Source organism: Clostridia bacterium, assembly GCA_019683875.1.
Taxonomy (GTDB): Bacteria; Bacillota; Sulfobacillia; order RBS10-35; family Bu92; genus Bu92.
Genome location: JADGHN010000004.1, coordinates 1 through 24,657 on the forward strand (window position 1 = coordinate 1; position 24,657 = coordinate 24,657).

General features: G+C 70.6%; 24 protein-coding genes. 17 read left to right on the top strand and 7 right to left on the bottom strand.

The features are described 5' to 3' along the window. The 7 genes from IRZ18_00590 to IRZ18_00620 all read left to right on the top strand — a co-directional run. Positions 1 to 563: lytic transglycosylase domain-containing protein (locus tag IRZ18_00590; protein ID MBX5475610.1), on the top strand; the 563-nt coding region annotated here is incomplete at its 5' end. A 53-nt stretch (positions 564 to 616) separates the two neighbouring features. Next, positions 617 to 1,984 (top strand): HD domain-containing protein, encoded by a 1,368-nt coding sequence (locus tag IRZ18_00595; GenBank protein MBX5475611.1) that lies wholly within the window; start codon positions 617 to 619, stop codon positions 1,982 to 1,984. Positions 1,985 to 2,035: 51 nt separating this feature from the next. Further along, positions 2,036 to 2,671 (top strand): thymidine kinase, encoded by a 636-nt coding sequence (locus IRZ18_00600; protein ID MBX5475612.1) that lies wholly within the window; start codon positions 2,036 to 2,038, stop codon positions 2,669 to 2,671. A gap of 44 nt (positions 2,672 to 2,715) precedes the next feature. Then, positions 2,716 to 3,162, top strand: a complete 447-nt coding sequence (locus tag IRZ18_00605) for a cytidine deaminase (protein ID MBX5475613.1) — start codon at positions 2,716 to 2,718, stop codon at positions 3,160 to 3,162. Beyond that, on the top strand, positions 3,159 to 4,466 hold the full coding sequence (locus IRZ18_00610; protein MBX5475614.1) for a thymidine phosphorylase: 1,308 nt from the start codon (positions 3,159 to 3,161) through the stop codon (positions 4,464 to 4,466). The genes IRZ18_00605 and IRZ18_00610 overlap by 4 nt, the downstream gene beginning before the upstream one ends. A 20-nt stretch (positions 4,467 to 4,486) precedes the next feature. Continuing rightward, a complete protein-coding gene (locus IRZ18_00615; protein ID MBX5475615.1) occupies positions 4,487 to 5,920 on the top strand; it encodes an extracellular solute-binding protein in 1,434 nt (477 codons plus the stop codon). A 478-nt stretch (positions 5,921 to 6,398) separates the two neighbouring features. Then, the gene (locus IRZ18_00620; GenBank protein MBX5475616.1) at positions 6,399 to 7,388 is read left to right on the top strand and encodes a putative glycoside hydrolase; all 990 of its coding nucleotides are present in this window, start codon (positions 6,399 to 6,401) and stop codon (positions 7,386 to 7,388) included. 27 nt (positions 7,389 to 7,415) lie between these two features. Here IRZ18_00620 and IRZ18_00625 read toward each other — a convergent pair whose 3' ends face one another. The 6 genes from IRZ18_00625 to IRZ18_00650 all read right to left on the bottom strand — a co-directional run bounded on the left by IRZ18_00625 (position 7,416) and on the right by IRZ18_00650 (position 13,430). After that, on the bottom strand, positions 7,416 to 8,738 hold the full coding sequence (locus IRZ18_00625; GenBank protein ID MBX5475617.1) for an MFS transporter: 1,323 nt from the start codon (positions 8,736 to 8,738) through the stop codon (positions 7,416 to 7,418). Positions 8,739 to 8,741: 3 nt separating this feature from the next. Beyond that, positions 8,742 to 9,413, bottom strand: a complete 672-nt coding sequence (locus IRZ18_00630; protein ID MBX5475618.1) for a GntR family transcriptional regulator — start codon at positions 9,411 to 9,413, stop codon at positions 8,742 to 8,744. A 25-nt stretch (positions 9,414 to 9,438) separates the two neighbouring features. Then, entirely contained in the window at positions 9,439 to 10,317 is an 879-nt protein-coding gene (gene prpB / locus IRZ18_00635) for a methylisocitrate lyase (GenBank protein ID MBX5475619.1), read from the bottom strand. Between the two features lie 14 nt (positions 10,318 to 10,331). Next, positions 10,332 to 11,837, bottom strand: a complete 1,506-nt coding sequence (locus IRZ18_00640; GenBank protein ID MBX5475620.1) for a tripartite tricarboxylate transporter permease — start codon at positions 11,835 to 11,837, stop codon at positions 10,332 to 10,334. Next, a complete protein-coding gene (locus tag IRZ18_00645) occupies positions 11,838 to 12,314 on the bottom strand; it encodes a tripartite tricarboxylate transporter TctB family protein (protein MBX5475621.1) in 477 nt (158 codons plus the stop codon). It lies immediately after the preceding gene. Positions 12,315 to 12,383: 69 nt separating this feature from the next. Next, on the bottom strand, positions 12,384 to 13,430 hold the full coding sequence (locus IRZ18_00650) for a tripartite tricarboxylate transporter substrate binding protein (GenBank protein MBX5475622.1): 1,047 nt from the start codon (positions 13,428 to 13,430) through the stop codon (positions 12,384 to 12,386). 237 nt (positions 13,431 to 13,667) lie between these two features. Here IRZ18_00650 and IRZ18_00655 point away from each other — a divergent pair, with 237 nt between their 5' ends. The 9 genes from IRZ18_00655 (at position 13,668) to radA (ending at position 23,391) form a co-directional block, all read left to right on the top strand. After that, positions 13,668 to 14,285 carry a hypothetical protein gene (locus IRZ18_00655; protein ID MBX5475623.1) on the top strand — a complete coding sequence of 206 codons (618 nt, stop codon included), beginning with the start codon at positions 13,668 to 13,670 and terminating at the stop codon, positions 14,283 to 14,285. A gap of 31 nt (positions 14,286 to 14,316) precedes the next feature. Further along, entirely contained in the window at positions 14,317 to 15,588 is a 1,272-nt protein-coding gene (locus IRZ18_00660) for a hypothetical protein (GenBank protein ID MBX5475624.1), read from the top strand. A 139-nt stretch (positions 15,589 to 15,727) separates the two neighbouring features. Next, positions 15,728 to 16,213, top strand: coding sequence for a CtsR family transcriptional regulator (locus IRZ18_00665; GenBank protein MBX5475625.1), 486 nt, complete (start codon positions 15,728 to 15,730; stop codon positions 16,211 to 16,213). A gap of 23 nt (positions 16,214 to 16,236) precedes the next feature. Further along, complete coding sequence (locus tag IRZ18_00670; protein ID MBX5475626.1) at positions 16,237 to 16,815, top strand: UvrB/UvrC motif-containing protein; 579 nt, start codon at positions 16,237 to 16,239, stop codon at positions 16,813 to 16,815. A 5-nt stretch (positions 16,816 to 16,820) separates the two neighbouring features. Continuing rightward, positions 16,821 to 17,894 carry a protein arginine kinase gene (locus tag IRZ18_00675; protein ID MBX5475627.1) on the top strand — a complete coding sequence of 358 codons (1,074 nt, stop codon included), beginning with the start codon at positions 16,821 to 16,823 and terminating at the stop codon, positions 17,892 to 17,894. 64 nt (positions 17,895 to 17,958) lie between these two features. Next, a complete protein-coding gene (locus tag IRZ18_00680; protein ID MBX5475628.1) occupies positions 17,959 to 20,475 on the top strand; it encodes an ATP-dependent Clp protease ATP-binding subunit in 2,517 nt (838 codons plus the stop codon). A 143-nt stretch (positions 20,476 to 20,618) separates the two neighbouring features. After that, the gene (locus tag IRZ18_00685) at positions 20,619 to 21,092 is read left to right on the top strand and encodes a DinB family protein (protein ID MBX5475629.1); all 474 of its coding nucleotides are present in this window, start codon (positions 20,619 to 20,621) and stop codon (positions 21,090 to 21,092) included. 154 nt (positions 21,093 to 21,246) lie between these two features. Further along, positions 21,247 to 21,972 carry a molybdenum cofactor biosynthesis protein MoaE gene (locus IRZ18_00690; protein ID MBX5475630.1) on the top strand — a complete coding sequence of 242 codons (726 nt, stop codon included), beginning with the start codon at positions 21,247 to 21,249 and terminating at the stop codon, positions 21,970 to 21,972. Between the two features lie 33 nt (positions 21,973 to 22,005). After that, entirely contained in the window at positions 22,006 to 23,391 is a 1,386-nt protein-coding gene (gene radA, locus IRZ18_00695; GenBank protein MBX5475631.1) for a DNA repair protein RadA, read from the top strand. A gap of 52 nt (positions 23,392 to 23,443) precedes the next feature. On the opposite strand, the gene IRZ18_00700 is transcribed toward radA, so the two are convergent. Beyond that, a complete protein-coding gene (locus IRZ18_00700) occupies positions 23,444 to 23,836 on the bottom strand; it encodes a DUF1573 domain-containing protein (GenBank protein ID MBX5475632.1) in 393 nt (130 codons plus the stop codon). 241 nt (positions 23,837 to 24,077) lie between these two features. Here IRZ18_00700 and IRZ18_00705 point away from each other — a divergent pair, with 241 nt between their 5' ends. Beyond that, positions 24,078 to 24,569 carry a CarD family transcriptional regulator gene (locus IRZ18_00705; GenBank protein MBX5475633.1) on the top strand — a complete coding sequence of 164 codons (492 nt, stop codon included), beginning with the start codon at positions 24,078 to 24,080 and terminating at the stop codon, positions 24,567 to 24,569. Positions 24,570 to 24,657 lie beyond the last annotated feature (88 nt).

Sequence of the window (24,657 nt, forward strand, 5' to 3'; positions counted from 1 at the left end):
CCCCCGCCCCCGGCGCGCGGGCGGCGTCGGCCAGGCCGCACGCGCTGCGTGCGGCGGCGCCCGCCGATGCCGCCCAGGCCTGGCTCGCTGAGACCGTCACCCGCGATGCCCTGGCCGCCTGGCTGGACGCCCACTACGCGGCGCTGCCTGCCGGGACCCGGGCCTCCATCGCGGAGGCCGTGGTCCGCGAGGCGAGCCGGCGCGGGGTCGACCCGTGGCTCGTCGTCAGCGTCATCAAGGTGGAGAGCGACTTCAACCCGGATGAAGTCGGCTCCGCCGGCGAGATCGGCCTCATGCAGGTGCTGCCGGGCACGGCGCGCCTCGTGGCGCGCAACGTCTTCGGCATCGACGGCTTCGACCCGACCCTGCTCTTCGACCCGGACTGGAACATCCGCATCGCCGTCGCCTACCTGGCCGACCGCCTGCGCGCCTACCGCGGCGACGCCGCCATGGCGCTCACGTCCTACAACGCCGGCGACGGCGTGAAGCGCCCCAACGCCTACGCGCGCGCCGTGCTCGGCTGGTACGCGCGCATCGCGCCGGGTTCGGCCACCACGCCCTGAACCGACAGGGGACAGGCCCCCGCCGTGGAACAGAACGCGTGGAGGCGAATCGATTGCGACCGATTCCCGACACGTGGCTGCGGCGCGTGCCCGAGCTGGGCGGGGTGGAGGAGGGCCTGCCCCCGATCCGCGTCCCGCTGACGGGTAACGTCGGCACCTCCACGCGGTTGCGCGCGCTCATCGACACGCGCCCGCTCCAGCGCCTGCGCGGCGTGCGCCAGCTGGGACTGGCGAGCGTCGTCTACCCGGGCGCCACGCACACCCGCTTCGAGCATTCCCTGGGCACCTATGAGCTGGCGCGCCGCCTGCTCCTGAACCTCCTGCCCCGCCGCGGGGCGGAGTTCCTCGACCCGGAGGCCTGCGCCACGTTCCTCTGCGCCGCGCTGCTTCACGACGTCGGCCACTACCCGTTCTCGCACACGCTGGAGGACCTGCCGCCGGACCCGGAGGGGCGGATCCGCATCCAGCGGCATGACGCCCGCGCGCGCTCCATCATCCTGCAGGACGAGGGCGTCGTCGCCGTGTTGCGGGACGCGTGGGGGCTGGATCCGGAACGCGTCGCCGCGGTGATCGACGAGGAACATCCTCCGGACGACGCGATGGGCCGCCGGCTCGCGGAGATGCTCGCGGGCGCCCTCAACCCGGACCGCCTCGACTACCTTCAGCGCGACTCGAACCACGTGGGCGTCCCGTACGGGCGCGTCATCGACAGCGAGCGGCTGCTGCAGGCCGTCGACTTCACGGAGGACGGGTCGGCGCTCGCCGTGACGCCGAAGGGCGTCTCGGCCGTGGAGACGATCATCTTCGCCTCGTACCTCATGTACCGCGAGGTGTACTGGCACCACACGGTGCGCGCGGCGCAGGCCATGCTCAAGCGGGCCGCCGCGGACGCGATGCGGCTCGGCGGGCTCACGCAGGAGGAGTGGATCGACCTGGACGACGCCCAGGCGCTGAGCCGGCTGGCCGAGGCGCCGGTGGCGTCCACGCGGGAGCTCGTCGCGCGCCTGTCGGCGCCGGGGCGCCAGCTGTACCGGCGCGTCGCCGACGCCACGCTCGCGGAGATTGAGAGCGGCAAGCTGCCGCGGTCCGTCGGCGAACTGCTCGCGCAGGCCCTGGACGCCGGCTACTGGGAACAGCAGGCGTTGGCCGAGGACACGGCGCGCGCGCTGCGCGCGGCGGGCGTCGACCTGCCGGACCACGGCCTCTTGTTCGACGTGGCGGGGCGGGGGAAGGAGCTGTTCTTCGAGGTGCCGGTGCTCGACCGCTTCGGCGGGCGCGTCGCCGGCACGACGGCCGATCCGTCGATCTCGCTCGTCGCGCCGAACCTTTCCCGCAACTTCGACCGGCAGGCCAAGCGCGTGCAGCTCCTGGCGCCGGCGGAGCGCCTCGAGGACGTGCGCCGCGCCCTTGGCATCCGTTGACAGCCGGGCGCGGAGCGCCGCCTATGGTGGCCGCCCGCCGGGGTTGGTACGATGGAACCGCTTCCATGGAGGGAACCCAGCGTGCCCGTTGGACACCTTGAAGTGATCACGGGAAGCATGTTCTCCGGAAAGACCGAGGAATTGATCCGCCGCACGCGGCGGGCGCTCATCGCGCGCCGGCGGGTGCTCATCGTGAAGCCGGCGATCGACGACCGCTACGCCGCGGAGGCCGTCTTCTCCCATGACGGGCGGCGCGTCGACGCGGTGCCGCTGCCCGTCGGCGAGACGGACCGGATCTTCGTGATGGCGAACGAGTGCGGCGCCGAGGTCGTCTCGATCGACGAGGCGCAGTTCTTCTCGGAGGAGCTCGTCGAGGTGGTGCAGCGGCTCGTCGACAGCGGGCGGCGCGTGATCGTCTCCGGCCTCGACCTCGACTTCGCGCGCCGGCCCTTCGGCTGCATGCCGGCGCTGATGGCCATGGCCGACGAGGTCACGAAGCTCAAGGCCATCTGCGTGCGCTGCGGGGAGCCGGCGATGTTCACGCAACGCCTCATCGACGGCCGGCCGGCGGCGGAGGACGACCCGCTCGTCGTCATCGGCGGCGCGGAGGCGTACGAGGCGCGCTGCCGCCGCTGCCACGAGGTGGCGCCGGCGCGCCGCCGCGCGGCGGAGGAGGTGGCGTCGTGAGCGGGGCGGAGCAGGAGGGCGGCGCGGAGGGCGCCGGGCGCCCGGTGCCCGAGGAGGAGGCGCGGCGGCTGCTGGCGGCCGCCCACGCCGCGGCGGAGCGGGCCTACGTCCCGTACTCCCGCTTCCCCGTCGGCGCGGCGCTGCTTACGGGTGACGGCCGCATCTTCGAGGGCGTCAACGTGGAGAACGCCTCGTACGGTTTGACGATCTGCGCCGAGCGCACGGCGGCGGTGAAGGCCGTGTCCGAGGGCGCCAGGGACTTCCGCGCCATCGCCGTCGTCGGCAAGCGGGCCGCCCCGTGCCCGCCGTGCGGCGCCTGCCTGCAGTTTCTGCTGGAATTCAACCCGCGGCTCCCCGTCATCCTGGAGGACGCGCGCGGCCGGCCGCTCGTGCGGCCCCTTTCGGACATGCTCGCCGTGCCCTTCCACGCCGCGCACCTCGCCGGGCCGGATCGCGCCGCCGGGCCGGCCGCCCCGGGGGATCCGTCGTGACGTTCGACGTCGTTCGTTTCATCGCGGATAAGCGTGACGGCCGCGAGCACGACGAGGCGTCGCTGCGCAGCTTCGTCGCCGGCGTGGCGAGCGGCGCCGTGCCCGACTACCAGGTCGCCGCCTGGTGCATGGCGGCCTACCTGCGCGGGCTCACGCCCGCGGAGACGGCCGTGCTGACGCACGCGATGGCGCTGTCGGGCGAGACCGTCGACCTGTCCTCGATTCCCGGCGTGAAAGGGGACAAGCACAGCTCGGGCGGCGTCGGCGACAAGGCCACGCTCGTCGTGGCGCCGCTCGCCGCGGCCGCCGGCGTGCCGATGGCCAAGCTCTCCGGCCGCGGGTTGGGCCACACGGGCGGCACCATCGACAAGTTGGAGAGCATCCCCGGCTTCCGCACCGCGCTGCCGATCGACGAGTTCGTCGCGCAGGTGAAGCGCGTCGGCCTTGCCGTCGCCGCCGCCACCGAGCGGCTCGTGCCGGCCGACAAGCGGCTGTACGCCATCCGCGACGTCACCGCGACCGTCGACAGCCTGCCGCTCATCGCGTCCAGCATCATGTCGAAGAAGATCGCGGGCGGCGCGGACGTGATCGTGCTCGACGTGAAGGTCGGCGCCGGCGCCTTCGTCAAGGACGTGGAACGCGCGCGGGAGCTGGCGCGGACGATGATCGCCCTCGGCCGACGCTTGGGGCGGCGCGTCGCGGCGGTGCTCTCGAACATGGACCAGCCGCTGGGGCGCGCCGTGGGCAACGCGCTGGAGGTGGCGGAGGCCATCGCCGCGCTGCGCGGCGAGGGGCCGGACGACCTCGTCGAGCTCTCGCTGGAGCTGGCGGGCCGGCTCGTGGCGCTGGCCACGGGAGAGGCGCCGCCGGCCGCGCGCGAGCGCCTGGAGCGACTGCTGCGGGACGGGTCGGCCGCGGAGCGCCTGCGCCGCATGATCGAGGCCCAGGGCGGGGACGCGCGCGTCGTCGAGGAGCCGTGGCGCCTGCCCAAGGCGCCGCACGTGCGGCCGGTGGCGGCGCCGTCCGGGGGATACGTGGCGCGGCTCGACGCCCTGTGCGTGGGCGAGGTCGCGCTGGCGCTCGGCGCCGGGCGGCGCAAGAAGGAGGACGCGATCGACCCGGCCGTCGGCGTCGTGCTGGCGAAGAAGGTGGGCGACGCCGTCGAGTGCGGCGAGCCGTGGGCGCACGTGCACGCGCGGACCGCGGAAGCGGCCGAGGCGGCGGCCGCCGCCCTGCAGGCGGCGCTCGTCCTGTCCGAGGATCCGGTCGAGCGGCCTCCCCTGGTGTACGAGGTTCTCGAATGAAACGCGGCGGAGCGGGCTTTATGGGATGGAAGCGCGGCTCCGGCGTGGGCGCCGCAGGCCGGCCGGGGACCCGCAGGCGGTTGGAGGTCGCGGCCATGCTGGCCGCGGCCTTGGCGCTGTCGGCATGCGCGCCGGCCGTCCGCCCGGTCCCGCCCGCGCCGAACGAGACGGCCGCGCCCGTCGAGGTCGTGGTGCTGGCCGAACTCGACCCGATCGAGGCGACCGCGCTCCGGGTGCTGGCACGCCAGTTCGAAACCGCCCAAGGCAACCGGGTACGGGTTCGGATCGTGGCGCCGGAGTCGTACCTGGACGAGGGGACGTCGACCGCGGGCGGTACGGGGACGGGGAGCGAAGCGGGGTCTTCGAACCGTAGTAGCGGCCCCGCGCCGTCCGAGAACGCCGCCGGCGGCACGCCTGCGGCCGGCGGGCCCGGCGCGCGGCTGGTCGCCGCGGCGCTGGGCGCCGCCACGAGCCGGATGCCGGCACCCCAGGCCGTGATGCTCGATGCCGCTTCGCTGGGCGAGCTGGCGGCGGCCGGCGCCCTTGTGCCGCCCGCGCCATCTGTGGGCCGCGCGCTGCAGTCGGCGGCGGCGCGCGCGGTGAGCGGCGGAGACGAGGGAGCGGGGCCCGGCGCGGGCGGGACGCTCCTCGCGACGCCCATCGACGTCGACCTCGACGTCGTCTACACCCGCGTGGGCTTCCTGCTCGCTCCGCCGGCGGACTGGTCGCAGCTCACCGGACTCGCGCGGGCGAGCGCGTCGGCCGTCGCCCAGTCGGGCGGCCAGCTGCTGCCCGGGCTGGCGTTCGGGCGCGACGACGCCGATCTTGTGGCTGCGCTCGCCACCGCCGCCGCCACGGGCGCGAAACCCCTTGCGGCGCCGGCGGGCACGCCGACCGCCGCGCCGGGCGCGGACGTGCTCACCGGCGCGGGCGGAGACGCCGCGGTGGCGCAACTCGCCCGCTGGGTGCACGACGGAGATCTCTGGCCCGCGCAGGATCCGGTCGCCGCGTTCCTGAGCGGCCGGGCGGGCGCCGTCCTCGCCCGCGCCAGCGACCTCGGCGCGCTGGAGGCGGCCCTCGGGGGGCATGCCGCGTTCATGGTCTCCGCGCTGCCGGGCACGCCGCTGCACGTGCGCGCGCTCGCGCTGCTGCCCTACGGGGCGCCCCGCAGCCGCGCGGCGGCAGCCGAGTTCGCCGCCTTCCTCTCCGAGCCTTCCCAGCAGGCCGTCTGGGCCACGCAGGCCGGCCGCCTGCCCGCGTCCACCCGCGCGCTCGACACCGGCACGTGGCGCGCGTACGCGGCCCATCACCCCGAGGTGGCCCGCATGACGGACCGGCTCGCGCAGGCGGTGGCCTGGTCTCCTCAAGAGGCCGCGGCGGCCGCGGACGCGGCGCGGGCGCGGCTGGCGCAAGTCGTCGGCTCCGGACGGGGGAGCGGACCGAACCGGCGCTAGAAATTGGAGCGAACAAGCGCCGGAAACCGGAAGGGTGCGGCGGGCACTTCGGGGAATCGTCATCCGTCCAAATCGCTGACACGCAAATCCAAGGCCACGTTCGGCCGCCCTCCGGAAAAGGTGATGCGCCATCGCCACGACGCCGACCCCTCAACCCAATCCCAGACGGCGCCTGAACCGGCGTCGCCTTCCGGTCCTCGTCCTGGGGCTTGCCGCGCTGCTCGCCGCCAGCGCGGCCGGGACCTGGTACGCGCTGCCCCACGAGCGCGCAGCGTCGCCCTCCGCGTCGACGCCCGGTCCCGGCGACCGCCCGGCGGCCGCGAGCGAACCGAGCAGCGCGGCCGCGCGCTCGCTGACGCCACCCCCGGCGCCGCTCTCGTCGGAAGAGTTCGGCCAGCTCCTCGCCTCGTACAAGGCGAACCATCCGAAGGACTTCCGCGGCATTTACATCTCCGGGGCGGCCGCCGGCACGCCCAAGATGTGGAACACGCTCATCCGCCTCGTGGAGCGCACGGAACTCAACGCGGTCGTCATCGACGTCAAGGAGGACGGCCACGTCCTCTACGACAGCCAGGATCCGTTCGTGCGCTCGGTGGGCGCGATCAAGGTGGAGATCCCGCACCTCAAGGAGCAGTTGCAGGAACTGCACAGGAAGCACATCTACGCCATCGCGCGCATCGTCACGTTCAAGGACAGCGGGCTCGCGAAGGCGCACCCGGAGTGGGCCGTCCAGGACGCGCGCGGCGGCGTCTGGCGCGACCGCACGGGCGCCGCGTGGATGAACGCGTACAACGAGAACGTGTGGAAGTACAACCTCGCCATCGCGCGCGAAGCTGTGCGCATGGGCTTTGACGAGATCCAGTTCGACTACGTCCGCTTCCCCAGCGACGGCGCCATCAGCCAAGCGCGGTACCCGGGCGCGGACGGCCGCACGCGCGTGCAGGCGATCACGAGCTTCCTTGAGACGGCGCGCGCGGAACTGGGCCGGATGGGCGTCCCCGTCTCGGCGGACATCTTCGGGCTGATCCCCACGGCGCTGGATGACCAGATGATCGGCCAGCACTGGGAGGAGGCGGCCGGCGCCGTCGACTTCGTCTCGCCGATGGCCTATCCGTCGCACTACGCGCCGTACACGTTCGGGCTGCCGAATCCGAACGCCGCCCCGGCGGAGACGGTGATGCACACGATGCAGGACGCCCTGCGACGGCGGCCCGTGGGCGGGGCGCTCGTACGCCCGTGGCTGCAGGACTTCAGCCTCTACGGCGTGCACTACACCCCGGCGATGGTGCGCGCGGAGATCGACGCCGCGGAGAAGAACGGCGCGACGGGCTGGCTCCTGTGGAACGCCGGCAATTGCTACAAGCCGGACGCCCTCAAGCCGGATCCGGACGCGCCGCCGCTGCCGAAGTTCGGCGACCAGAGCACCTGCCAGGCGGCGGTGAGCCAGGCGCTGAACGCGGGGAACTAGTGCGGGGCGCGCGGCCGCCGGCGCGGGCTAGAACCCGTCCGGGCCGCCCATGCCGCGCGAGAACGGGCCGCGCGCGGCCGCGGCGGCGCCGCCGGACGCGGTCGAAGAGGCGTCGCCCGGCGCGGCGGGGACGGGGTCGTGCTCGCCGAACGGCGCGCGCACCACCCAGAGAGCGGCCAGCAGCAACCATCCCGCGACGACCCAGAAAATCGCGGCCTCGCCCAACGCGCCCGCGATGGAGCCGACCATCGCCGGCATGACGAGCTGTCCCAGCCGGTTGCCGCTCAACCGCACGCCCAGCGCCGTGCCGCGCTGGTCACGCGGGGCGCGGTTCGCCACCCACGTCATGGTGAGCGGCTGGCCGAGCCCCAGACCCAGCCCGGCGACGGCCATGAGCGCGCAGAGGCCCGCGACGCTGGGCATCCACGGCAGCGCGGCCACGGCCAGCGCCGGCAGCGCCATGCAGGCGAAGAGCAGGGGACCGCGCTCGAAGCGCCGGAGCAGCGCGGCCATGAAGAGGCGCGACACCATCGACAGGGCGGCCCGCACGGAGAGGAGCAGCCCCACCACGGAGACCGGCAGCCCCCGAATCTCGCCCAGGACGGGCAGATAGGCGCTGAGGATGTCGATGCTGGAAAGCACGGTGAGGCTGGCCAGCATGGCGGGGATCATGCCCGGCCGGCGGAGGATGCGCGCCACCTGGCCGAAACCCGCGGGCACCCTCGCGCCGGCACGGCCGGCGCCGGCGCCCGCCGCGCGGGCATGGCCGCGCGCCGCGCCCGCGCCCGCGCTCTTCGCGAGCGGCCACGCCAGCGCGCCGGCCACGGCCGTGAGCGCCGCCCCCAGCCAGAACGCGGGCTGCAGGTTGCGCTCGCCGCCGCTTCCCGCGACAAGGCTCACCAGCGCAGGACCCGCGAGCTGCCCCAGGGATGCCATCACCGTGTACAGGCCGACGCGGTCGTCACGGATGGACTCGTCCGTGCGGTTGGCGATGAGCGCCTGGCTGGCGACCACCGCCAGAAGGTGGCCGAGGCCGAGAAACGCCTGCGTGGCGGCGAGCATCGTGACCGAACCCGCCCATCCGGCGAGGAGCGCGCCGAGCGTCGTCAGCACGCTGCCGGCGAGGATGAACGGCGGCTCGCCACAGCGGTCGACCCACCGCCCCGCCGGCACGGCCATGAAGAAGGAGAAGAGTGCGAACGTCGACGCCACGGCGCCGACCTCCGCCGGCCCCGCGTGCAGTTCGAGCGCCCGGTACGTGGCGAGCGGCCGGATGGCGTAGACCGTCGCATGGACCAGCGCGTTCGTGGCCAGCACGAGCGCGTACCAGGCGGGGAGCCGGACGCGCAACGGTCATCGCCCGCCTTCCGCGGTCAGCACGCGCAGCACCGCGTCGCGGGAGTTCATCACGTGGCGGTACATCGCCAGCGCCGCGCGGCGCCGCTCGCCGGCCAGGAGAAGCTCGCACATGCGCCGGTGCTCCTTCGCGGCCGCCGCGCTGCGGCCGGGCTCGCCCTCGGGACCGAGCTTGCGGTACCGCTGCAGTTGGGCGCGGATCACGTCGAGCAGCGCGGACGCCACCTGGTTGCCGCTGACATGATGGACCAGCGCGTGGAACTCCGCGCCGCGGCGGGACACGTCCCGGTGGCGCCCCTGCTGCGCGGCCAGCTCGATCTCGTCCGCGAGCGCCCGCAGCCGCTCGGCCTGCTCATCCGTAAACCGCCCCGCGGCCTCGTACGCGGCGAGCGCCTCCAGCACGGCCCGCACCGAGAAGAGCTGCGCGGCGCGCTCCGGCGTCAGCCGCGCGACGGCCATGCGTCCGGAGGGCAGGCGCTCCACGAGGCCTTCCTGCTCCAGGCGCTGCAGCGCTTCCCGCAACGGGGTGCGGCTCACCTGGAACCGCTCGGACAGCCGCATTTCCACGAGTCGCTCGCCCGGGCGCAGCTCGCCCTCGACGATGGCTTGGGCCAGCCGTTCATACGCCCAGTCGCGGGCCATGCTCGTCCTGTTCCTTGAGATGGACACGCGCCTCCCTCCGCCGCGGCGCTGCCTAGACCGACGCGTACCGTGCCTCGCGCTTCTTCCAGCCCGGATAGTCGACGAGCTCGTAGAGTTCCGCGCGCGTCTGCATGCGGTCGAGGAACCCGCGCTGGGTGCCCTCCGCACGCAGGCGGCGCATCGCCTCCTCGACGGCCTTCAACGCCACGCGCAGCGAGGTGACGGGGAAGAGCACCACCTTGTACCCGAGCCGTTCGAAGTCGGCCGCGGACAGGTACGGCGTCTTGCCGAACTCCGTCATGTTGGCGACCAGCGGCCCCGGCACGCGCCGCGCGAAGGCCGCGAACTCTTCCTCGCTCTGCAGCGCCTCCGGGAAGATGGCGTCCGCGCCGGCCGCGCGGTAGCGGAGCGCGCGCTGCACGGCATCGTCGAAACCGTGCACGGCGCGGGCATCCGTGCGGGCGATGATGAGGAAGTCCGGGTCGCGCCGGGCTTCGACCGCCGCGCGGATCTTGGCCTCCATGTCCTCGACCGGCACGACGTCCTTGCCGTCCAGGTGGCCGCAGCGCTTCGGCGAGACCTGGTCTTCCAGGTGGATGCCGGCCACACCTGCGCGCTCGAACACGTCCACCGTGCGCACGACGGCCAAGGGGTTCCCGTAGCCGGTGTCGGCGTCGCTGATCACGGGGATGTCGACGGCGGCGGCGATGCGGCCGGCGTGCGCCGCCATCTCCGTCCGGTCGACGAGCTCGATGTCCGGCAGGCCGAACACGGCGTTGGCCGTGGCCGCGCCGCTGACGTAGACCGCTTCGAAGCCGGCCGCCTGCACCACGCGCGCCACCGCCGCGTCGTGCGCGCCCGGGATCACGAGGACCCCCGGCTGGGCCAGGCGCTCGCGCAGCCTGGCCCGCTGATCGCGATCACGCGTCATGCGAGCACCCCCGATCACGCCTCCGCGTCCTCGACGACCACGGTGCCGGTCCGGCGCGCGGTGACGAGCGGGATGATGATGGCGGCCGCCGCCAGCAGGAGGAGGGTGACGGAGATGGGGCTGCTCACGAAGATTCCAAGAGAACCCTGGCTCGCCTGCAACGCTTGGCGGAACGACTGTTCCATTGTGTATCCCAAGATCAGCGCCAGGACCATGGGCGCCGTCGGCACGTCGACTTTCTTCATAAAGTAGCCCAGCACGCCGAAGATGGCCACGAGGAACAGGTCGGAGACGCTGTAGTTGATGGCGTAGATGCCGATGAAGGCCAGCGCCAGGATGATCGGGTTCAGGATCTTCATCGGCACCTCGAGCAGCTTCACGAAGATGCTGACGAGCGGCAGGTTCAGGATCAGGAGAATCAGGTTGCCCAGGTACATGCTGTCGATGAGACCCCAGACGAGGTGCGGCTGCTCATGGAAGAGCAGCGGTCCCGGACGCAGCCCGAACATCATGAGCGCGCCCAGCATCACGGCCGTCGTGCCTGACCCTGGCACGCCGAGGGAGAGCAGCGGAATCATCGCGCCGACGGACGAGGCGTTGTTCGCCGTCTCCGGACCGGCCACGCCTTCGATGGCGCCTTCTCCGAAGCGTTCAGGCGTCTTCGAGACGCGCTTCTCCACGGTGTAGGAGAGGATGGAGGCCACGGTGCCACCCGCGCCCGGCAGCGCGCCGACGAGGAAGCCGATCGGCGTCGCCCGCAGGATGGCGGGCCAGGCCTGGCGCCACTCCTCCCGCGTCAGCCACACGCGGCCGGACTTCAGCGGCTGCCGCAGCTCGCCCTTGGCCACCTTCTCCATGTTCAGCAGGACCTCGCTGACGGCGAAGAGCCCGACGACGACGACGAGGAAGTCGATGCCGTCCATCAGCGACGGGGACCCGAACGTGAAGCGCTGGACGCCCGTCTGCAGGTCCATGCCGACCGTGGCCAGCATGAGCCCGAACGCCGTGGCCATGAGCCCCTTGGCGAGGCTCGCCCCGGAGAGCGACGTCACGGCGGACAGCGCGAAGACCATGAGCGCGAAGTACTCGGCCGGGCCGAACTTCAAGGCGAGGTTTGCGAGCGGCTGGGCCAGCAGGGTGAGCAGCACGACGCATACCGTGCCGGCGAAGAAGGAGCCGATCGCCGAGATTGCCAGCGCCGCCCCGCCCCGGCCCTTCAGCGCCATCTTGTGGCCGTCGATCGTCGTCATGACCGCCGAGGCGTCGCCGGGCGTGTTGATGAGGATGGCGCTCGTCGACCCCCCGTACATCGCGCCGTAGTACACGCCGGCCATCATGATGAGCGAGGACGTCGGGTCCATCCCGAACGTGACGGGGATCAACAGGGCCACGCCGGTCGCCGGGCCGATGCCCGGAAGCACCCCGATCATGGTGCCCAGGACCACGCCGATGAAGAGATTCACAAGGTTGTGGAATTGCAGGGCGACGGCGAAACCGTCAAGAATCGCGTGCCAGTCCAATCACTTCACCCCCCAGAGGGGCACGAGGCCGGCCGGCAGCGGAATGCCGAGCAGCACGTCGAATCCATAGGCGGCCACCACGGAAAACAGCACCGCCACGGGCACGTTGACCCGCCATTGCCCCGGGTTCGCGTAGGCGAGCACGGCCACGAGCAGGAGCGCGGTGTCCAGCATGAAGCCGAGCCATTCGAAGAGGGCGGCGTACAGCAGGCACGCCGCGCCCGTGGCCGCGACGAGCGGCCAGCCGGTCCACTCGATCGCCCCCCTGTCCTCGCTCTCCGCCTTTCCCGGCATATAGGAGGCGACGATCGTCCAGACGCTCGTGGCGATCATCGCGGCGGAGATCACGAAGGGGAAGAGCCGCGGACCGATGGCGTCGGCGGCGATGGTCGCGCGGATCTGGAACGTCATGAACAGGTAGAAGAGCCCCACGGCCACGCCGATGCCGCCGACGATGCGGTTGACTCTCGGATTCAAGGTCACACCCCCCGAAAAGGGGCGGGCCGCCCTTGGCCGGGCGGCCGCGCCCGCATCGTCCTCCTCCGATCAGCGCTTGGAGACGCCGATTTCCTTGTACAGTTCGCCCAGGGTCTTGTCGGTGTCCTCGAGGTACTGGGCGAAGGTCTTGCTGTCCATGTAGGCGTCCTCCCAGCCGTTGTTGGCGAGGAGCTGCTTCCACGTGTCGGACTGGACCATCTTGCCCAGCACCTCGTCCCACCACGCGACCTGGTCGGCGGGCATGTCCTTCGGGCCCATCAGGCCGCGCCAGTGGGCGAACTCGACGTCGATGCCCTGCTCCTTGAAGGTCGGGAAGTCCTTGACGACGTCCCCCTCCAGGCGTTCGGGCGCGCTGATGCCGAGCACGCGGAGCTTGCCGGCCTTGGCCTGCTCCTCCGCCTCGGAGACGCTTGCCACCTCGGCGTCGACGTGGTGGCCGATGAGGGCCGTGGTGGTGTCGCCGCCGCTGTCGTACACGACCATGCGCAGCTTGCTCACGTCCACGCCGTACGCCTTCGCGGCGAGCGCGAACGCGACGTGGTCATCCGTGCCGAGACCCGGCGCGACCGCGATCGACACCGAGGACGGGTCCTGCTTGAGCTTCTCAAGGAGGTCCTTCAGCGTCTGGAACGGCGAGTCCGCCGGCACGGCGACGGCCGTGTACTCGGTGGTCAGCCGCGCGATGGGCGTGAAGTCCTTCCACGTGGTGTCCCAGTTGCCCTGGTAGTAGTTCGAGAAGATCAGCGTGGAGTTCATGGCGACGTAATGGCCGTCGCCCTTGTGACCGTTGAGGTAGGTCCACCCGACGATGCCGTTGCCGCCCGGCTTGTCGACGACGTTGATCGCGACCTTGACTAGGCCCTCATCCTGAAGAGCCTTCTGGACGGCCCGCGCCGTGAGGTCCCAACCGCCCCCGGGCGAAGCGGGCGCCACGATCTCGATGGCGCCGGACGGAAACTTGGAGCCGCCCGTGGCGTTGCCCTCGGAAGAGCCGCCCGCGGATTGCGACCCGCCACAGCCAGAGAGCAGCAGGGACGCGACGACGAGCGGCACGGCGAGCGCCCACAGGCGCGAAGCGCGCGTTCGTGCCTTCATGACCATACTCCTCCCGATCGAAGGTCGATACCCTGCATACCTGTATATTTGTATACAAGGCTCTATGGAAACGAACGTTCGTCAAAAGCCGCTGGACTCCTCCTCAGGTATCCCACACCGACGCGTTGGAACCCCGTCAAACCGAGTCCTTGGGCATAGTTGGAACCCGGCCGCTCCGGTCTCGTCGTAAAGCAACGGATTGGGGGTGTTCTCAACATGGTGAGGGTCCCGAAGACGGTGATCATTGTGATGTCCGCCGTGGCGGTTCTCACCGGATGCTCGTCCCTGACGGCCCGCTCGGACGGACAGCGCATACCGGGCGGCCATCCCGTGAATGTGGCCGATCCAGAACCGGCGTCGGAAATCAGCGCGCCTATGCCCTCTGAAGTCGAGGTGCACAACGCTCGCATGTTCGACGGCCAAGCGAAGCGTGACGAAGCCTGCATCCAGTCCGAGTGGGTGCCCCGAGAATTCCAGGGGGATCCGGCGCACGAGGGCGTATACGATTGTTGGACCGGAAAGGTCCACGGCAAGGCGTTCCGCCTGGTGCTCTGGTACGCGAGCACCGACCAAGGCTTCGCCTTGACGATCGGCGACCGGACGGTTGTCAAGACCGCGATCTACCCAAGGGTGTTCGCGTTCAGCGGCGATTACGCGTGCTGGTTCACGCACGCGGGCGCCTACGGCGAGGCCCTGAACCTCATGACGGGAGAAAGCATCGGCCCCACGGACGACCGCTTCCGGAGAATTTGTGAGGAACCGTTCACCCCCGACGCCGTCCCGCCGACGTTCCCTTATGTTCTGGGTTTGGGCGACGCCCGATACTCGATCGACGCGCCTGTATCCATGCCTTGATCGATGGGACGGGTTCCATGGAGGTGTGCGCATGAGGCGGCTGGGCTGGATTGGAGCGAGTGTGGCGGGACTGCACAAGGTGTGGGTGGCCGTCGCTCTGATCAGCAGCATCCCCTTGGCCGCATGCAGTTGGGTCCCGAGCGGCATGTCCGGAAAGTCCTCATCGGAACCGACCGGAGGACAAAGCGAACGGGCGGTCGCGCAACGCCCTCGGAGTGAATTCGTACCATCCATAACCCAAGAAGCATCGTTTTCCGAGTCCAAGACGGGCGACGCCCGATTGGGAGATTCGCTGACCCATATCGAAATGTCTGATTCTGAACGAGGTTGGGCCGTCTCGATGCGCGGAAGAGTGTTGCGCACCACAAACGGAAGCGGCCATTGGACGGACGTTACCCCGGACCACTTGGGCCGTTACTTTACCGCGGCGTTTTCCGGCTCCAACGCCTGGCTTTTCGAGTATGACCATGCCCCGCGGATTTACCATACGTTCGACGGTGGTGCGACATGGAAATCGTTCGCCTTCACGCCCGTACGGCCACGCACCGGCGGCATCCGCTTGGTGTTTTTGAACGAAGACATTGGCTGGCTGGAGTGGGCCGAATCCGGAAACGGTCCGAATTTGGCTGACCTCTACCGCACGACGGACGGCGGGCAACATTGGAAACTGGTGTCCAGTACGGAGTCCACGTCGAGCGACCGCCTGCCGTGGGCCGGGGAACTCAGCTTCCTGGACGCAAAACACGGGTGGCTCTCGGGGCATGCTGGCGCTGGCGGACCATTTCGTGGACCGTACACGTGGCTCTTCAAGACCGACGACGGCGGGGCCACGTGGCGGCAGGCGCAGCTGCCGCTGCCGGAAGGCTATGACGACGACAGCATGTGGGCAACGGCGCCGCAGTGGTTTTCTGATGGGCGCGGCGTGCTCGTGGTGAACTACCGGGCGGCGGATCTGCCCGGGATCGTGTATTCTACCCAGGACGGCGGTCAGACCTGGACCAGGGCTGGAAATGTGCAACTGCCTGATCGCGGGAATCTCAGTGCGGACTTCGTCAATCCGCTCCACGGGTATGCCGTGGGCGGGGACCCGCTGGGGCTGCTGAGCACCGATGATGGCGGCAAGACGTGGAAAAAGGTCGACGCGCGGGATGGCATCGACTGGGATGAGGTCACACAGCTTGACTTCGTCGACGCCGACACCGGCTGGCTGGTCGTCCGCAGTCCCTCTTCGAAACGGTGGACAACCTTCAAGACGGTCGATGGGGGCCATCACTGGGCCGAGGTTCGTTTCGGAGTCAGGTAGTCCCCGCGCACGGACGGGAGTGGTGAGGTGCCGCTCCCGCCCCTGAGACGTCAACACGTCGCGCCGCAGACGAAGACCCTTGACCAGAAAAGTCAAAAAAGGTAAAAGTCAAACCGGAGGGACGATGGGAGGTCGAACCATGGCGTCGCTGGCCGATGAAATCCACGACTTCATCGTTCGCCGCCTCCAGTCTTCCGGCGGCCAGGTCACGCTGAGGCGCGCGGACCTCGCGCAGCGCTTCGGCTGCGCTCCGTCGCAGATCACGTACGTGCTGGAGACGCGCTTCGGCCTGGAGCGCGGCTACCGCGTGGAGAGCCGGCGCGGCGGCGGCGGGTACGTGCGCATCGAGCGCGTCGAGGTCGAAGGTTGCGACGAGTGGGTCCGACGCTTGGAGCGCCTGATCGGGGAATACATCAGTGAAGAGCGCGCGCGGGGCGTCGTCGACTGGCTCCACCGGGAGTCCTGGATCGACGACCGCGCCGCGGCCATCATGCAGGCCGCCCTGGGGCGGGAGGCGCTGGGGCTGCCCCTGCCCCTCCGCGACCAGGTCCGCGCGCGTGTGCTGAAGGCCATGGTGCACGCGCTCCTTCCTTATGGAAGAACGTCGGCCGCGGGCAAACTGTAACGGTTGAAAGAAGGGTCTCACCCATGTGTGAAGAGTGCGGTCAGCGTCCGGCCACCGTGCACGTCACGCGCCGCGTGAACGGCCACCAGACGGAGATGCACCTCTGCGCGCAATGCGCGATGGAAAAGGGCGAGATCGGGCCGCTCATGCAGAGCCCGGCCTGGATGTTGGAGCAGTTCCTGTCGGCGCTCGGCGGCTTCGGACCGGGTTCGCCGTCGGCGGCGCCCGCCGCGGCCCCCGCGCGCCCCGGCGCCGCGGGGCGCTGCCCGGCGTGCGGGCTGCCGTTCCAGGAGTTCGCGCGCACGGGCATGCTGGGTTGCGCGAACTGCTACGAGGCGTTCCGACGCGAGCTCGGGCCGGCCATCCGCCGGATTCACGGCGCCGCGCGGCATGTGGGGCACCGCCCGCCCGACGGACCCGCCCCGCGACCTGTGGCGGGCACGCGCGGCCTGGCCGGCGCGGCCCCTTCGCCGGGCGCGCCGGAGTCGACGGCCGAGCGCGTCGCCCGCCTACGAGCCGAACTTCAGAAAGCGGTCGCGGAGGAACGGTACGAGGACGCGGCGCGCCTCCGCGACGAAATCCGCGCGCTTACGAAGGAGTGACGGCCATGTCGGCGCACGACGCACCTGGGAACGCGCTCAGCTCTTGGATGCGTGGCGATGGCCCGTCGTCGGACGTCGTCCTTTCCAGCCGGATCCGCTTGGCCCGCAACCTGAGCGACGTCCCCTACCCCCCGCGCATGGACCGCGCCGCCGCCGAGGGCGTCGTCGCAAGGGTGGCGGAGGCGCTCCGCGGATGGGTCGATGAGTCGGGACGGCCGCTGCGCATCGTGCGGCTGGACGCCCTGAGCCCGCTGGAACGCCAGGTGATGGTGGAAAAGCACCTGACCAGCCCGGCGCACATCCGGCAGGCCGTCGGCGCTCTGGCCCTGTCCGAGGACGAGTCCATCAGCGTCATGATCAACGAGGAGGACCACGTCCGCATCCAGTGCCTGGCCGCCGGGCTCCAGCTCCGGCCGGCGCTGGACCGCGCGCTGCGGCTGGATTCCGCGCTCGCGGAGCGCTTGCCCTGGGCCTTCGACGCCGAGTGGGGCCACTTGACGACGTGCCCCACCAACGTGGGCACCGGCCTGCGGGCGTCGGTGATGGTGCACCTGCCGGGCCTGGCGATGGCCAACCAGATCCAGGGTATCCTCATGACGCTTTCGAACAACGGCATGACGGCGCGCGGGCTCTACGGCGAGGGCAGCCAGGCCGTCGGGAACCTGTATCAGATTTCGAACGCCCAGTCGCTTGGGCGCGCGGAAGGGGAAATCGTGCAACGCATGGAGGAGGCGGTCCGCCAGCTGGCCGACCGCGAGCGCAGCGTCCGCGAGCGGCTCCTCAACCAGATGGGGGAGACGCTCAAGGACCGCATCTGGCGAGCGTACGCCGTCCTCGCGCACGCCCGCCGGATCTCTTCCGCCGAGGCCATGGAGCTGTGCTCCCTGTTGCGGCTGGGCATCGACCTGCACATATTGCCGCAACTGGACGCGAAGGTGTTCAACGAGCTGATCGTGGCCACGCGTCCCGCGTTCCTGCAGCACTGGACGGGCCAGGAGGCCGGCCCGGACGAACGCGACATCAAACGCGCGGCGCTGATCCGCGCGGCGCTGCGCAGGGCCGAGGCGCGGGCGTCGTGAGCCGCCGGGCGGCGGGCGACGGCGCGGCCGCGCAGGAGAACGTCGTAAAGGGGGATGGAGAGGGATGTACAGCCGGTATTCGGAACGCGCGCAGCGCGTGATCATCCTCGCCCAGGAAGAGGCGCGCCGCCTCAACTACAACTACGTCGGCACGGAACACCTCCTGCTCGGGCTGATTCGTGAGGGCAGCGGCATCGCCGCAAAGGCGCTGCAGAACCTGGGCATCGACCTCGACCACGTCCGCGCGGAGGTGGAGAAGGTCATCGGCCGCGGCAACCAGCCGGTCAGCGGCGAAATCGGCTACACGCCGCGGGCGAAGAAGGTCGTCATGGAGCTCGCGCTTGAGGAGGCACGCCAGCTCGGCCACAACTACGTGGGCACCGAGCACATCCTTCTCGGCCTCATCCGGGAGGGCGAGGGCGTCGCCGCCCGCGTGCTCGAGAACATGGGCGCGGACCTTGAGCGGGTGCAGCGCGAGGTGATCAAGCTCCTGGGCGGAACGATGCCCCAGCAGGGCCAGCCGGTGCGCGGGCGCCGCACCAAGTCCAACACCCCGGCGCTCGACAACTTCGGCCGCGACCTGACGCAGATGGCCGAGGAGGGCAAGCTCGACCCGGTCGTCGGGCGCGACAAGGAAATCCAGCGCGTCATCCAGATCCTGTCGCGCCGGACGAAGAACAACCCCGTGCTGATCGGCGAGCCGGGCGTCGGCAAGACGGCGATCGTCGAAGGGCTGGCGCAGCGCATCGCGGAGGGCACCGTGCCGGAGCTTCTGAAGGATCGGCGTGTCGTCGCCCTGGACCTCGGCGCGATGGTCGCCGGCTCCAAGTACCGCGGCGAGTTTGAGGACCGCCTGAAGAAGGTGATGGAGGAGATCCGCCGGGCCGGCAACGTGATCCTCTTCATCGACGAGATGCACACGATCATCGGCGCCGGCGCCGCGGAGGGCGCCATCGACGCCGCCAACATCCTCAAGCCGGCGCTGGCGCGCGGGGAGCTGCAGGCCATCGGCGCGACCACGCTGGACGAGTACCGCAAGCACGTGGAGAAGGACGCCGCGCTGGAACGCCGCTTCCAGCCGGTGATGGTCGACGAGCCGAGCGTGGCCGACACCATCGCCATCCTCAAGGGGCTGCGCGACCGCTACGAGGCGCACCACCGCGTGCGCATCACGGACGAGGCCATCGAGGCGGCGGCGCGCCTGTCGGACCGCTACGTCGCCGACCGCTTCCTGCCCGACAAGGCGATCGACCTGATCGACGAGGCCGCATCGAAGAAGCGCCTCCAGGCGTTCGTCATGCCGCCCGCCCTGCAAGAGGTGGAGCAGCGCCTGGAGATGATCCGCAAGGAGAAGGAAGCGGCCGTCCAGAGCCAGGAGTTCGAGAAGGCGGCCGCCCTCAGGGATCAGGAGCAGAAGCTGCAGCAGGAGCTCGAGAAGGAGCGCCAGACCTGGCAGAACACGCAGGTCATGGAGCAGCTCGACATCACCGCCGACGACGTCGCGCAGATCGTCGCCGACTGGACCGGCATCCCGGTCAAGCAGCTGACGCAGGAAGAGTCGGAGCGGCTCCTGAAGCTCGAGGAAGTGCTGCACAGCCGCGTCATCGCGCAGGATGACGCCGTCCGGGCCGTGGCGCGCGCCATCCGCCGCGCGCACGCCGGACTCAAGGACCCGCGCCGGCCGATCGGGTCGTTCATCTTCCTCGGCCCGACGGGCGTCGGCAAGACGGAGCTGGCCAAGGCGCTCGCGGAAGCGCTCTTCGGGGACGAGGACGCGATGATCACCATCGACATGTCGGAGTACACGGAGCGGCACACCGTGTCCCGCCTCGTCGGCGCCCCGCCCGGGTACGTCGGCTACGAGGAGGGCGGCCAGCTCACGGAGGCCGTGCGGCGCAAGCCGTACTCGGTCGTGCTCCTCGACGAGATCGAAAAGGCGCACCCCGAAGTCTTCAACCTGCTCCTGCAGGTGCTTGAAGAGGGCCGCCTCACCGAGGCGAAGGGCCGCACCGTGGACTTCCGCAACACGGTGCTGATCATGACGTCGAACGTCGGCGCCGACCTCATCAAGCGCCAGACGCAGATGGGCTTCCGGACCCAGCAGGACGAACAGGCCGACTACGAGGCCATGAAGAAGAAGATCATGGACGAGGTGCGCCGCACCTTCCGGCCGGAGTTCCTGAACCGCATCGACGACATCATCGTGTTCCACTCGCTCACGAAGGAACACCTGAAGAGCATCGTCGAGCTGCTGCTCAAGCGCTTGAACGAGCGGCTCGCGGAGCAGGGCTACCACCTCACGGTGACGGAGCGCGCGAAGGAGATCATCGTGGACGAAGGCGCGGACGTGGAGTTCGGCGCGCGGCCGCTGCGCCGGGCGATCACGCGCCTCGTCGAGGACCCGCTGTCGGAAGAGGTCCTGGCGGGCAAGTTCAAGCCGGGCGACACGATCACCGTCGACGCGGACACCGAAGGCCACATCGTGTTCCGCAAGGACGCCGCCGGGCCGGCGGACGGGGCGGCCGGGACGGGCGCGGGCGCGAAAGGCGCGCCGGCCGCGGGTGGCCGCAAGGGCAAGTGAGCCGCTCCGGCGGACCTCCGGCCGCTTCACAGGCCTTGAGGGACGCACGGCCGCGGATGCGTACGGCATCCGCGGCCGTTTCGTTTTCCCACAAGGATCCAGCCGGAGTGTGGCGAACGTATGTACGGGGGAGGAGAGGGCCGATGCGGCTCGCCGGCATTCTTTTGGAGCAGATGGACAGCACGTGGGCGGCATCCCACTGGCACGCCCCGCTCCGCCAGCTTCTGGAACGGACCACGGCCGCTCAGGCGGCGTGGCGCCCGCCGCAGGGCGGGCACACCATCTATGAGCTCGTCGTCCACCTGGACTACAGCGCGAGGGAAATGGCCTCTCGCTGCAAGGGCGGTCCGCGGCAGTGGGACGAGGCGCAGAGCTGGGTCGCCACCCCGGACCCGCTCACGGAATCCGCGTGGCGGGAGGCCGTCCGCGCATTTGAGGAACATCGCCGCGAGCTGGCGGAGGCTGTGGCCGCGCTGACGGACGAGCAGCTCACGGCGCCCGCCGACCACGGTCGGCCGCTGTATCGCCACCTGAGCGAGGTCATCCAGCACGAGGCGTACCACGCGGGGCAGATCGCGTACATCCAGCGCCTGCTGGGCGAGGCGCCGCTGATGTGAGCGCGGATGCGCATCGTGACCGGGATTGGATGCGGGCCGCCGCTCGCCCGCCTTCGCCGCCGTGCGGTACGATAGCGACAGCGCACTTGTTCGGGGGCGATCTCGCGTGAACGTGACCGTGCTGGCGTTCGGCGCGGCGGCCGAAGCCGCGGGGATGCGGGAGTGGACCGTGCGCCTGCCGGACGGCGCCCGGGTGGCCGACTTGATCCGGGAGCTGGCCCGCCAGCACCCGGCCCTGGAGCCGCTGCTGCCGTCGATCGCGGTGGCGGTGGACCTGGAGTACGCCGACATGTCGGTCGGTCTGCACGACGGCGCGGAAGTGGCGCTCATCCCGCCGGTGAGCGGCGGCAGCGGGGCCGAGGGCGGGCCCGGCTCCGGCTCCGATGGCCGGGAGGCGCGCCAGGAGGCGGCCCCGGAGGCCGAGGACGCGGTGTCTCCGGACGGCGCCCAGGGCGGAAACGTGTGGCTCACCGAAGAGCCGCTTTCGCTGGACGCTCTGATCCGGCGTGTCGCGCATCCGGACGCCGGCGCCGTCGCGACGTTCACCGGCGCGGTGCGCGCACGCACGCGGCAGGGAACGGCGGTCCTGGAGACGGCCGAGCTCCGCTACGAGGCGTACGGCCCCATGGCGCTGAAGGAGATGCGCAAGATCGCGCGGGAAGCCGAGGCGCGATGGCCGGGCGCGCGGGTCGCCATGGCGCACCGCACGGGCCGTCTCCAGCCCGGCGAGGCGAGCGTCATGATCGCCGTCTCGGCGCCGCATCGCGCGGACGCCTTCGCGGCCTGCCGCTTCTGCATCGACACGCTGAAGCAGACGGTGCCGATCTGGAAGAAGGAAGTGCGGCCCGACGGCAGCGAAGCATGGAGCCCGCGGCCCTGACGCGGCCACCCGCGCGCCGGCGGCCGCGGACCGATGGAGGGATCCCCGCTGGCCGCTCCCCACACCGTCTTCGTCTGCCAGGCCTGCGGCGCGCAGTCGCCGCGCTGGCTGGGCCGTTGTCCCGATTGCGGAGCGTGGAACTCCTACTTTGAAGAACGCCTCGCTTCCCGGACGCGGGGAACGGGGCAGCCGGGGCGGGACCGCGCGCGCGTCCCGGAAGCCGCGCCCATCACGGAAGTCTCGTCGGTCGCCGAGCGTCGCCTCTCCACGGGCATCGTCGAATTCGACCGGGCCCTCGGCGGCGGCTTCGTCGCCGGCGGCGTGACGCTCCTGACCGGCGAGCCGGGCATCGGCAAGTCGACCCTCCTCCTGCAGGTGGCGCACGCCGTCGCGGCGTCGGACACCGTGCTCTACGTCGCCGGCGAGGAGTCGCCGCAACAGATCCGCCTCCGTGCCGAGCGACTCGGCGCCCTGGCGCCGCGCATCCGCGTCCTCCCGGAGACGCACGTGACGGCCGTCGCCGAAGCATGGAAAGCGCTGCGGCCCGGGCTGGTCGTCGTCGACTCCATCCAGACGCTGGCCGACGCCGAACTGGAGTCGCCGCCCGGCAGCGTGAGCCAGGTGCGGGCCGCCGCCGGCCGCCTGATCGCGCTGGCGAAGGAGAGCGACGTGCCGCTCGTGCTGGTCGGGCACGTCACGAAAGAAGGTTCGATCGCCGGTCCCAAGGTGCTGGAGCACGCCGTCGACACGGTGCTCTACTTCGAAGGCGAGCGGCACGCCGCGTACCGCCTCGTCCGCGCGACGAAAAACCGCTTCGGCGCCGCCAACGAGGTCGGTTGCTTCGAGATGCGGGAATCCGGCCTCGTCGAGGTGCCCAACCCCTCGGCGTGGTTCCTCGCGGAGCGGGCCGACGCGCCCGGGGCCGTCGTCGCCGCGTGCGTGGAGGGGACGCGCCCGCTCCTGGTCGAGGTGCAGGCGCTCGTCTCCGACGCTCGCTACGGCGCGGGCCGGCGCACCGCGAGCGGGATGGACGCCAACCGGCTGGCGCTGCTGCTCGCCGTTCTGGAGCGGAGGTGCGGGCTCGCCTTCGGCGACCAGGACGCGTACTTGAAAGTCTCGGGCGGGGCGCGGCTGGACGAGCCTGCGGCTGACCTCGCCGCCGCGCTGGCGCTCGCGTCAAGCTTCCTCGACCGTCCGATCCCGCCGGACGTGGCGGTGTTCGGCGAAGTCGGCCTGGGCGGCGAGGTCCGCGGCGTGCAGCACGCCGCCCAGCGGGTTCGGGAGGCGCGTCGCCTCGGCTTCGCCCGGGTGGTCCTGCCGGCGGCAAACGAAAGCTCGGCTCGCCTGGCGGAGACCCAAGCTGCCGAGCTCATTCCCATCCGCCGGTTGAGCGACGCAATCGACGCCGTCCTGCGCTGAGGCCACCCCAGGTGCGGTCCGGGGCGCCGGCTCAGGACCGGACGGCCGCCGATCAGATGTTGTAGATTCCGAGCGCGGCCACTTTCTTATGTTCTTTCAACAGGATATCGTACACGTTTACGTTGAGAATGTTGGCGAGAGCGGCGAGGTAATACAACTGCCGTCCGACTTCTTCTTCAAGGACCTCCTGGCAGTGCGCGCAGAGCGAGCCTTCCACATGGTCATCCAGGTAGTTCCGAAGTTCACGCAGGGAGATCTCCGGAGGAACCTCCGGCTTGGCGGCGTTGATGCGAATGCACCCACAGGTGGTAACCGCTTTCGTGACCGAGCGCTGAACCCTGCAAGCCGAATCCTGGAGCTTGGACAAGACATCGAGGATGCTGCGGTCACGTACGAGGCCTTCCTGGACAGCTTCCTGGAATTCGTCCCACAGGAGGTCTTTCATCGAACGGCCTTCCACCTTTCTGCCCAGCCCCGATGCACAGCCATTATAGGGATCGGCTTTTCGGGCTGTCAATGAAACGAAGGGCCCGGAAAGGCTTGTCCTTCAAGGGTTTTCGGCGTTACGTAACCACGGGCGGGCGCGCGCGTTGACAGGATAAAATGGGGAATGATAAACTCATTTTTCTTGACATGCGAGAATGCTTCGCTATAATTGAACATCATCGCGGCATGGAGGTGGTCGCTTGTTCGGCGTGGGCGACAAGGTCGTCTACCCCATGCACGGGGCCGGCGTCATCGAGGCCGTCGAGGAGCGGGAGATCCTCGGCGAAAAGAAGGAGTACTACGTGATGCGCATGCCCATCGGGGACATGCAGGTGCTGATTCCCGTCGACGGCGTCGACCACGTCGGCCTGCGGGAGGTCATCCCTGCGGAAGAGTGGGGTGCGGTCGCCGAAGTGCTCGGCAGGGATGACCCGGACGCGTACACGAACTGGAACCGGCGCTACCGGGCCAACGCCGAGCGGCTCAAGACCGGCGACATCTATGAAGTGGCCGCCGTCGTCCGCAACCTCGTGGTCCGGGACAGGCACCGCGGCCTGTCGACCGGCGAAAGAAAGATGCTCGACAACGCGCGGCGCATTCTCGTGAGCGAGATCGTTCTCGCGTGCGACATCGACGAAGAGTGCGCGTCCCGCTGGATCGAGGAGGCCATCCTCGCGAACCAGTCCGCCTGACGCCCCTTCCCCGCGTGCGGGGGCGGCGTCGGGCGCTTTCTTTTTCCATCTCCGGCCCAATGGCATAATGACCCTGAAGGGAGGTGAC

What these genes read in the sequence shown, in the direction of transcription:
- IRZ18_00600 (MBX5475612.1), top strand. Translation starts at nt 2,036, where the DNA reads ATGGAACCGCTTCCATGGAGGGAACCCAGCGTGCCCGTTGGACACCTT.
- IRZ18_00615 (MBX5475615.1), top strand. Translation starts at nt 4,487, where the DNA reads ATGGGATGGAAGCGCGGCTCCGGCGTGGGCGCCGCAGGCCGGCCGGGG.
- IRZ18_00620 (MBX5475616.1), top strand. Translation starts at nt 6,399, where the DNA reads ATGTGGAACACGCTCATCCGCCTCGTGGAGCGCACGGAACTCAACGCG.
- prpB (MBX5475619.1), bottom strand. Translation starts at nt 10,317, where the DNA reads ATGACGCGTGATCGCGATCAGCGGGCCAGGCTGCGCGAGCGCCTGGCC.
- IRZ18_00650 (MBX5475622.1), bottom strand. Translation starts at nt 13,430, where the DNA reads ATGAAGGCACGAACGCGCGCTTCGCGCCTGTGGGCGCTCGCCGTGCCG.
- IRZ18_00660 (MBX5475624.1), top strand. Translation starts at nt 14,317, where the DNA reads ATGAGGCGGCTGGGCTGGATTGGAGCGAGTGTGGCGGGACTGCACAAG.
- IRZ18_00665 (MBX5475625.1), top strand. Translation starts at nt 15,728, where the DNA reads ATGGCGTCGCTGGCCGATGAAATCCACGACTTCATCGTTCGCCGCCTC.
- IRZ18_00670 (MBX5475626.1), top strand. Translation starts at nt 16,237, where the DNA reads ATGTGTGAAGAGTGCGGTCAGCGTCCGGCCACCGTGCACGTCACGCGC.
- IRZ18_00675 (MBX5475627.1), top strand. Translation starts at nt 16,821, where the DNA reads ATGTCGGCGCACGACGCACCTGGGAACGCGCTCAGCTCTTGGATGCGT.
- IRZ18_00680 (MBX5475628.1), top strand. Translation starts at nt 17,959, where the DNA reads ATGTACAGCCGGTATTCGGAACGCGCGCAGCGCGTGATCATCCTCGCC.
- IRZ18_00685 (MBX5475629.1), top strand. Translation starts at nt 20,619, where the DNA reads ATGCGGCTCGCCGGCATTCTTTTGGAGCAGATGGACAGCACGTGGGCG.
- IRZ18_00690 (MBX5475630.1), top strand. Translation starts at nt 21,247, where the DNA reads ATGCGGGAGTGGACCGTGCGCCTGCCGGACGGCGCCCGGGTGGCCGAC.
- radA (MBX5475631.1), top strand. Translation starts at nt 22,006, where the DNA reads ATGGAGGGATCCCCGCTGGCCGCTCCCCACACCGTCTTCGTCTGCCAG.
- IRZ18_00700 (MBX5475632.1), bottom strand. Translation starts at nt 23,836, where the DNA reads ATGAAAGACCTCCTGTGGGACGAATTCCAGGAAGCTGTCCAGGAAGGC.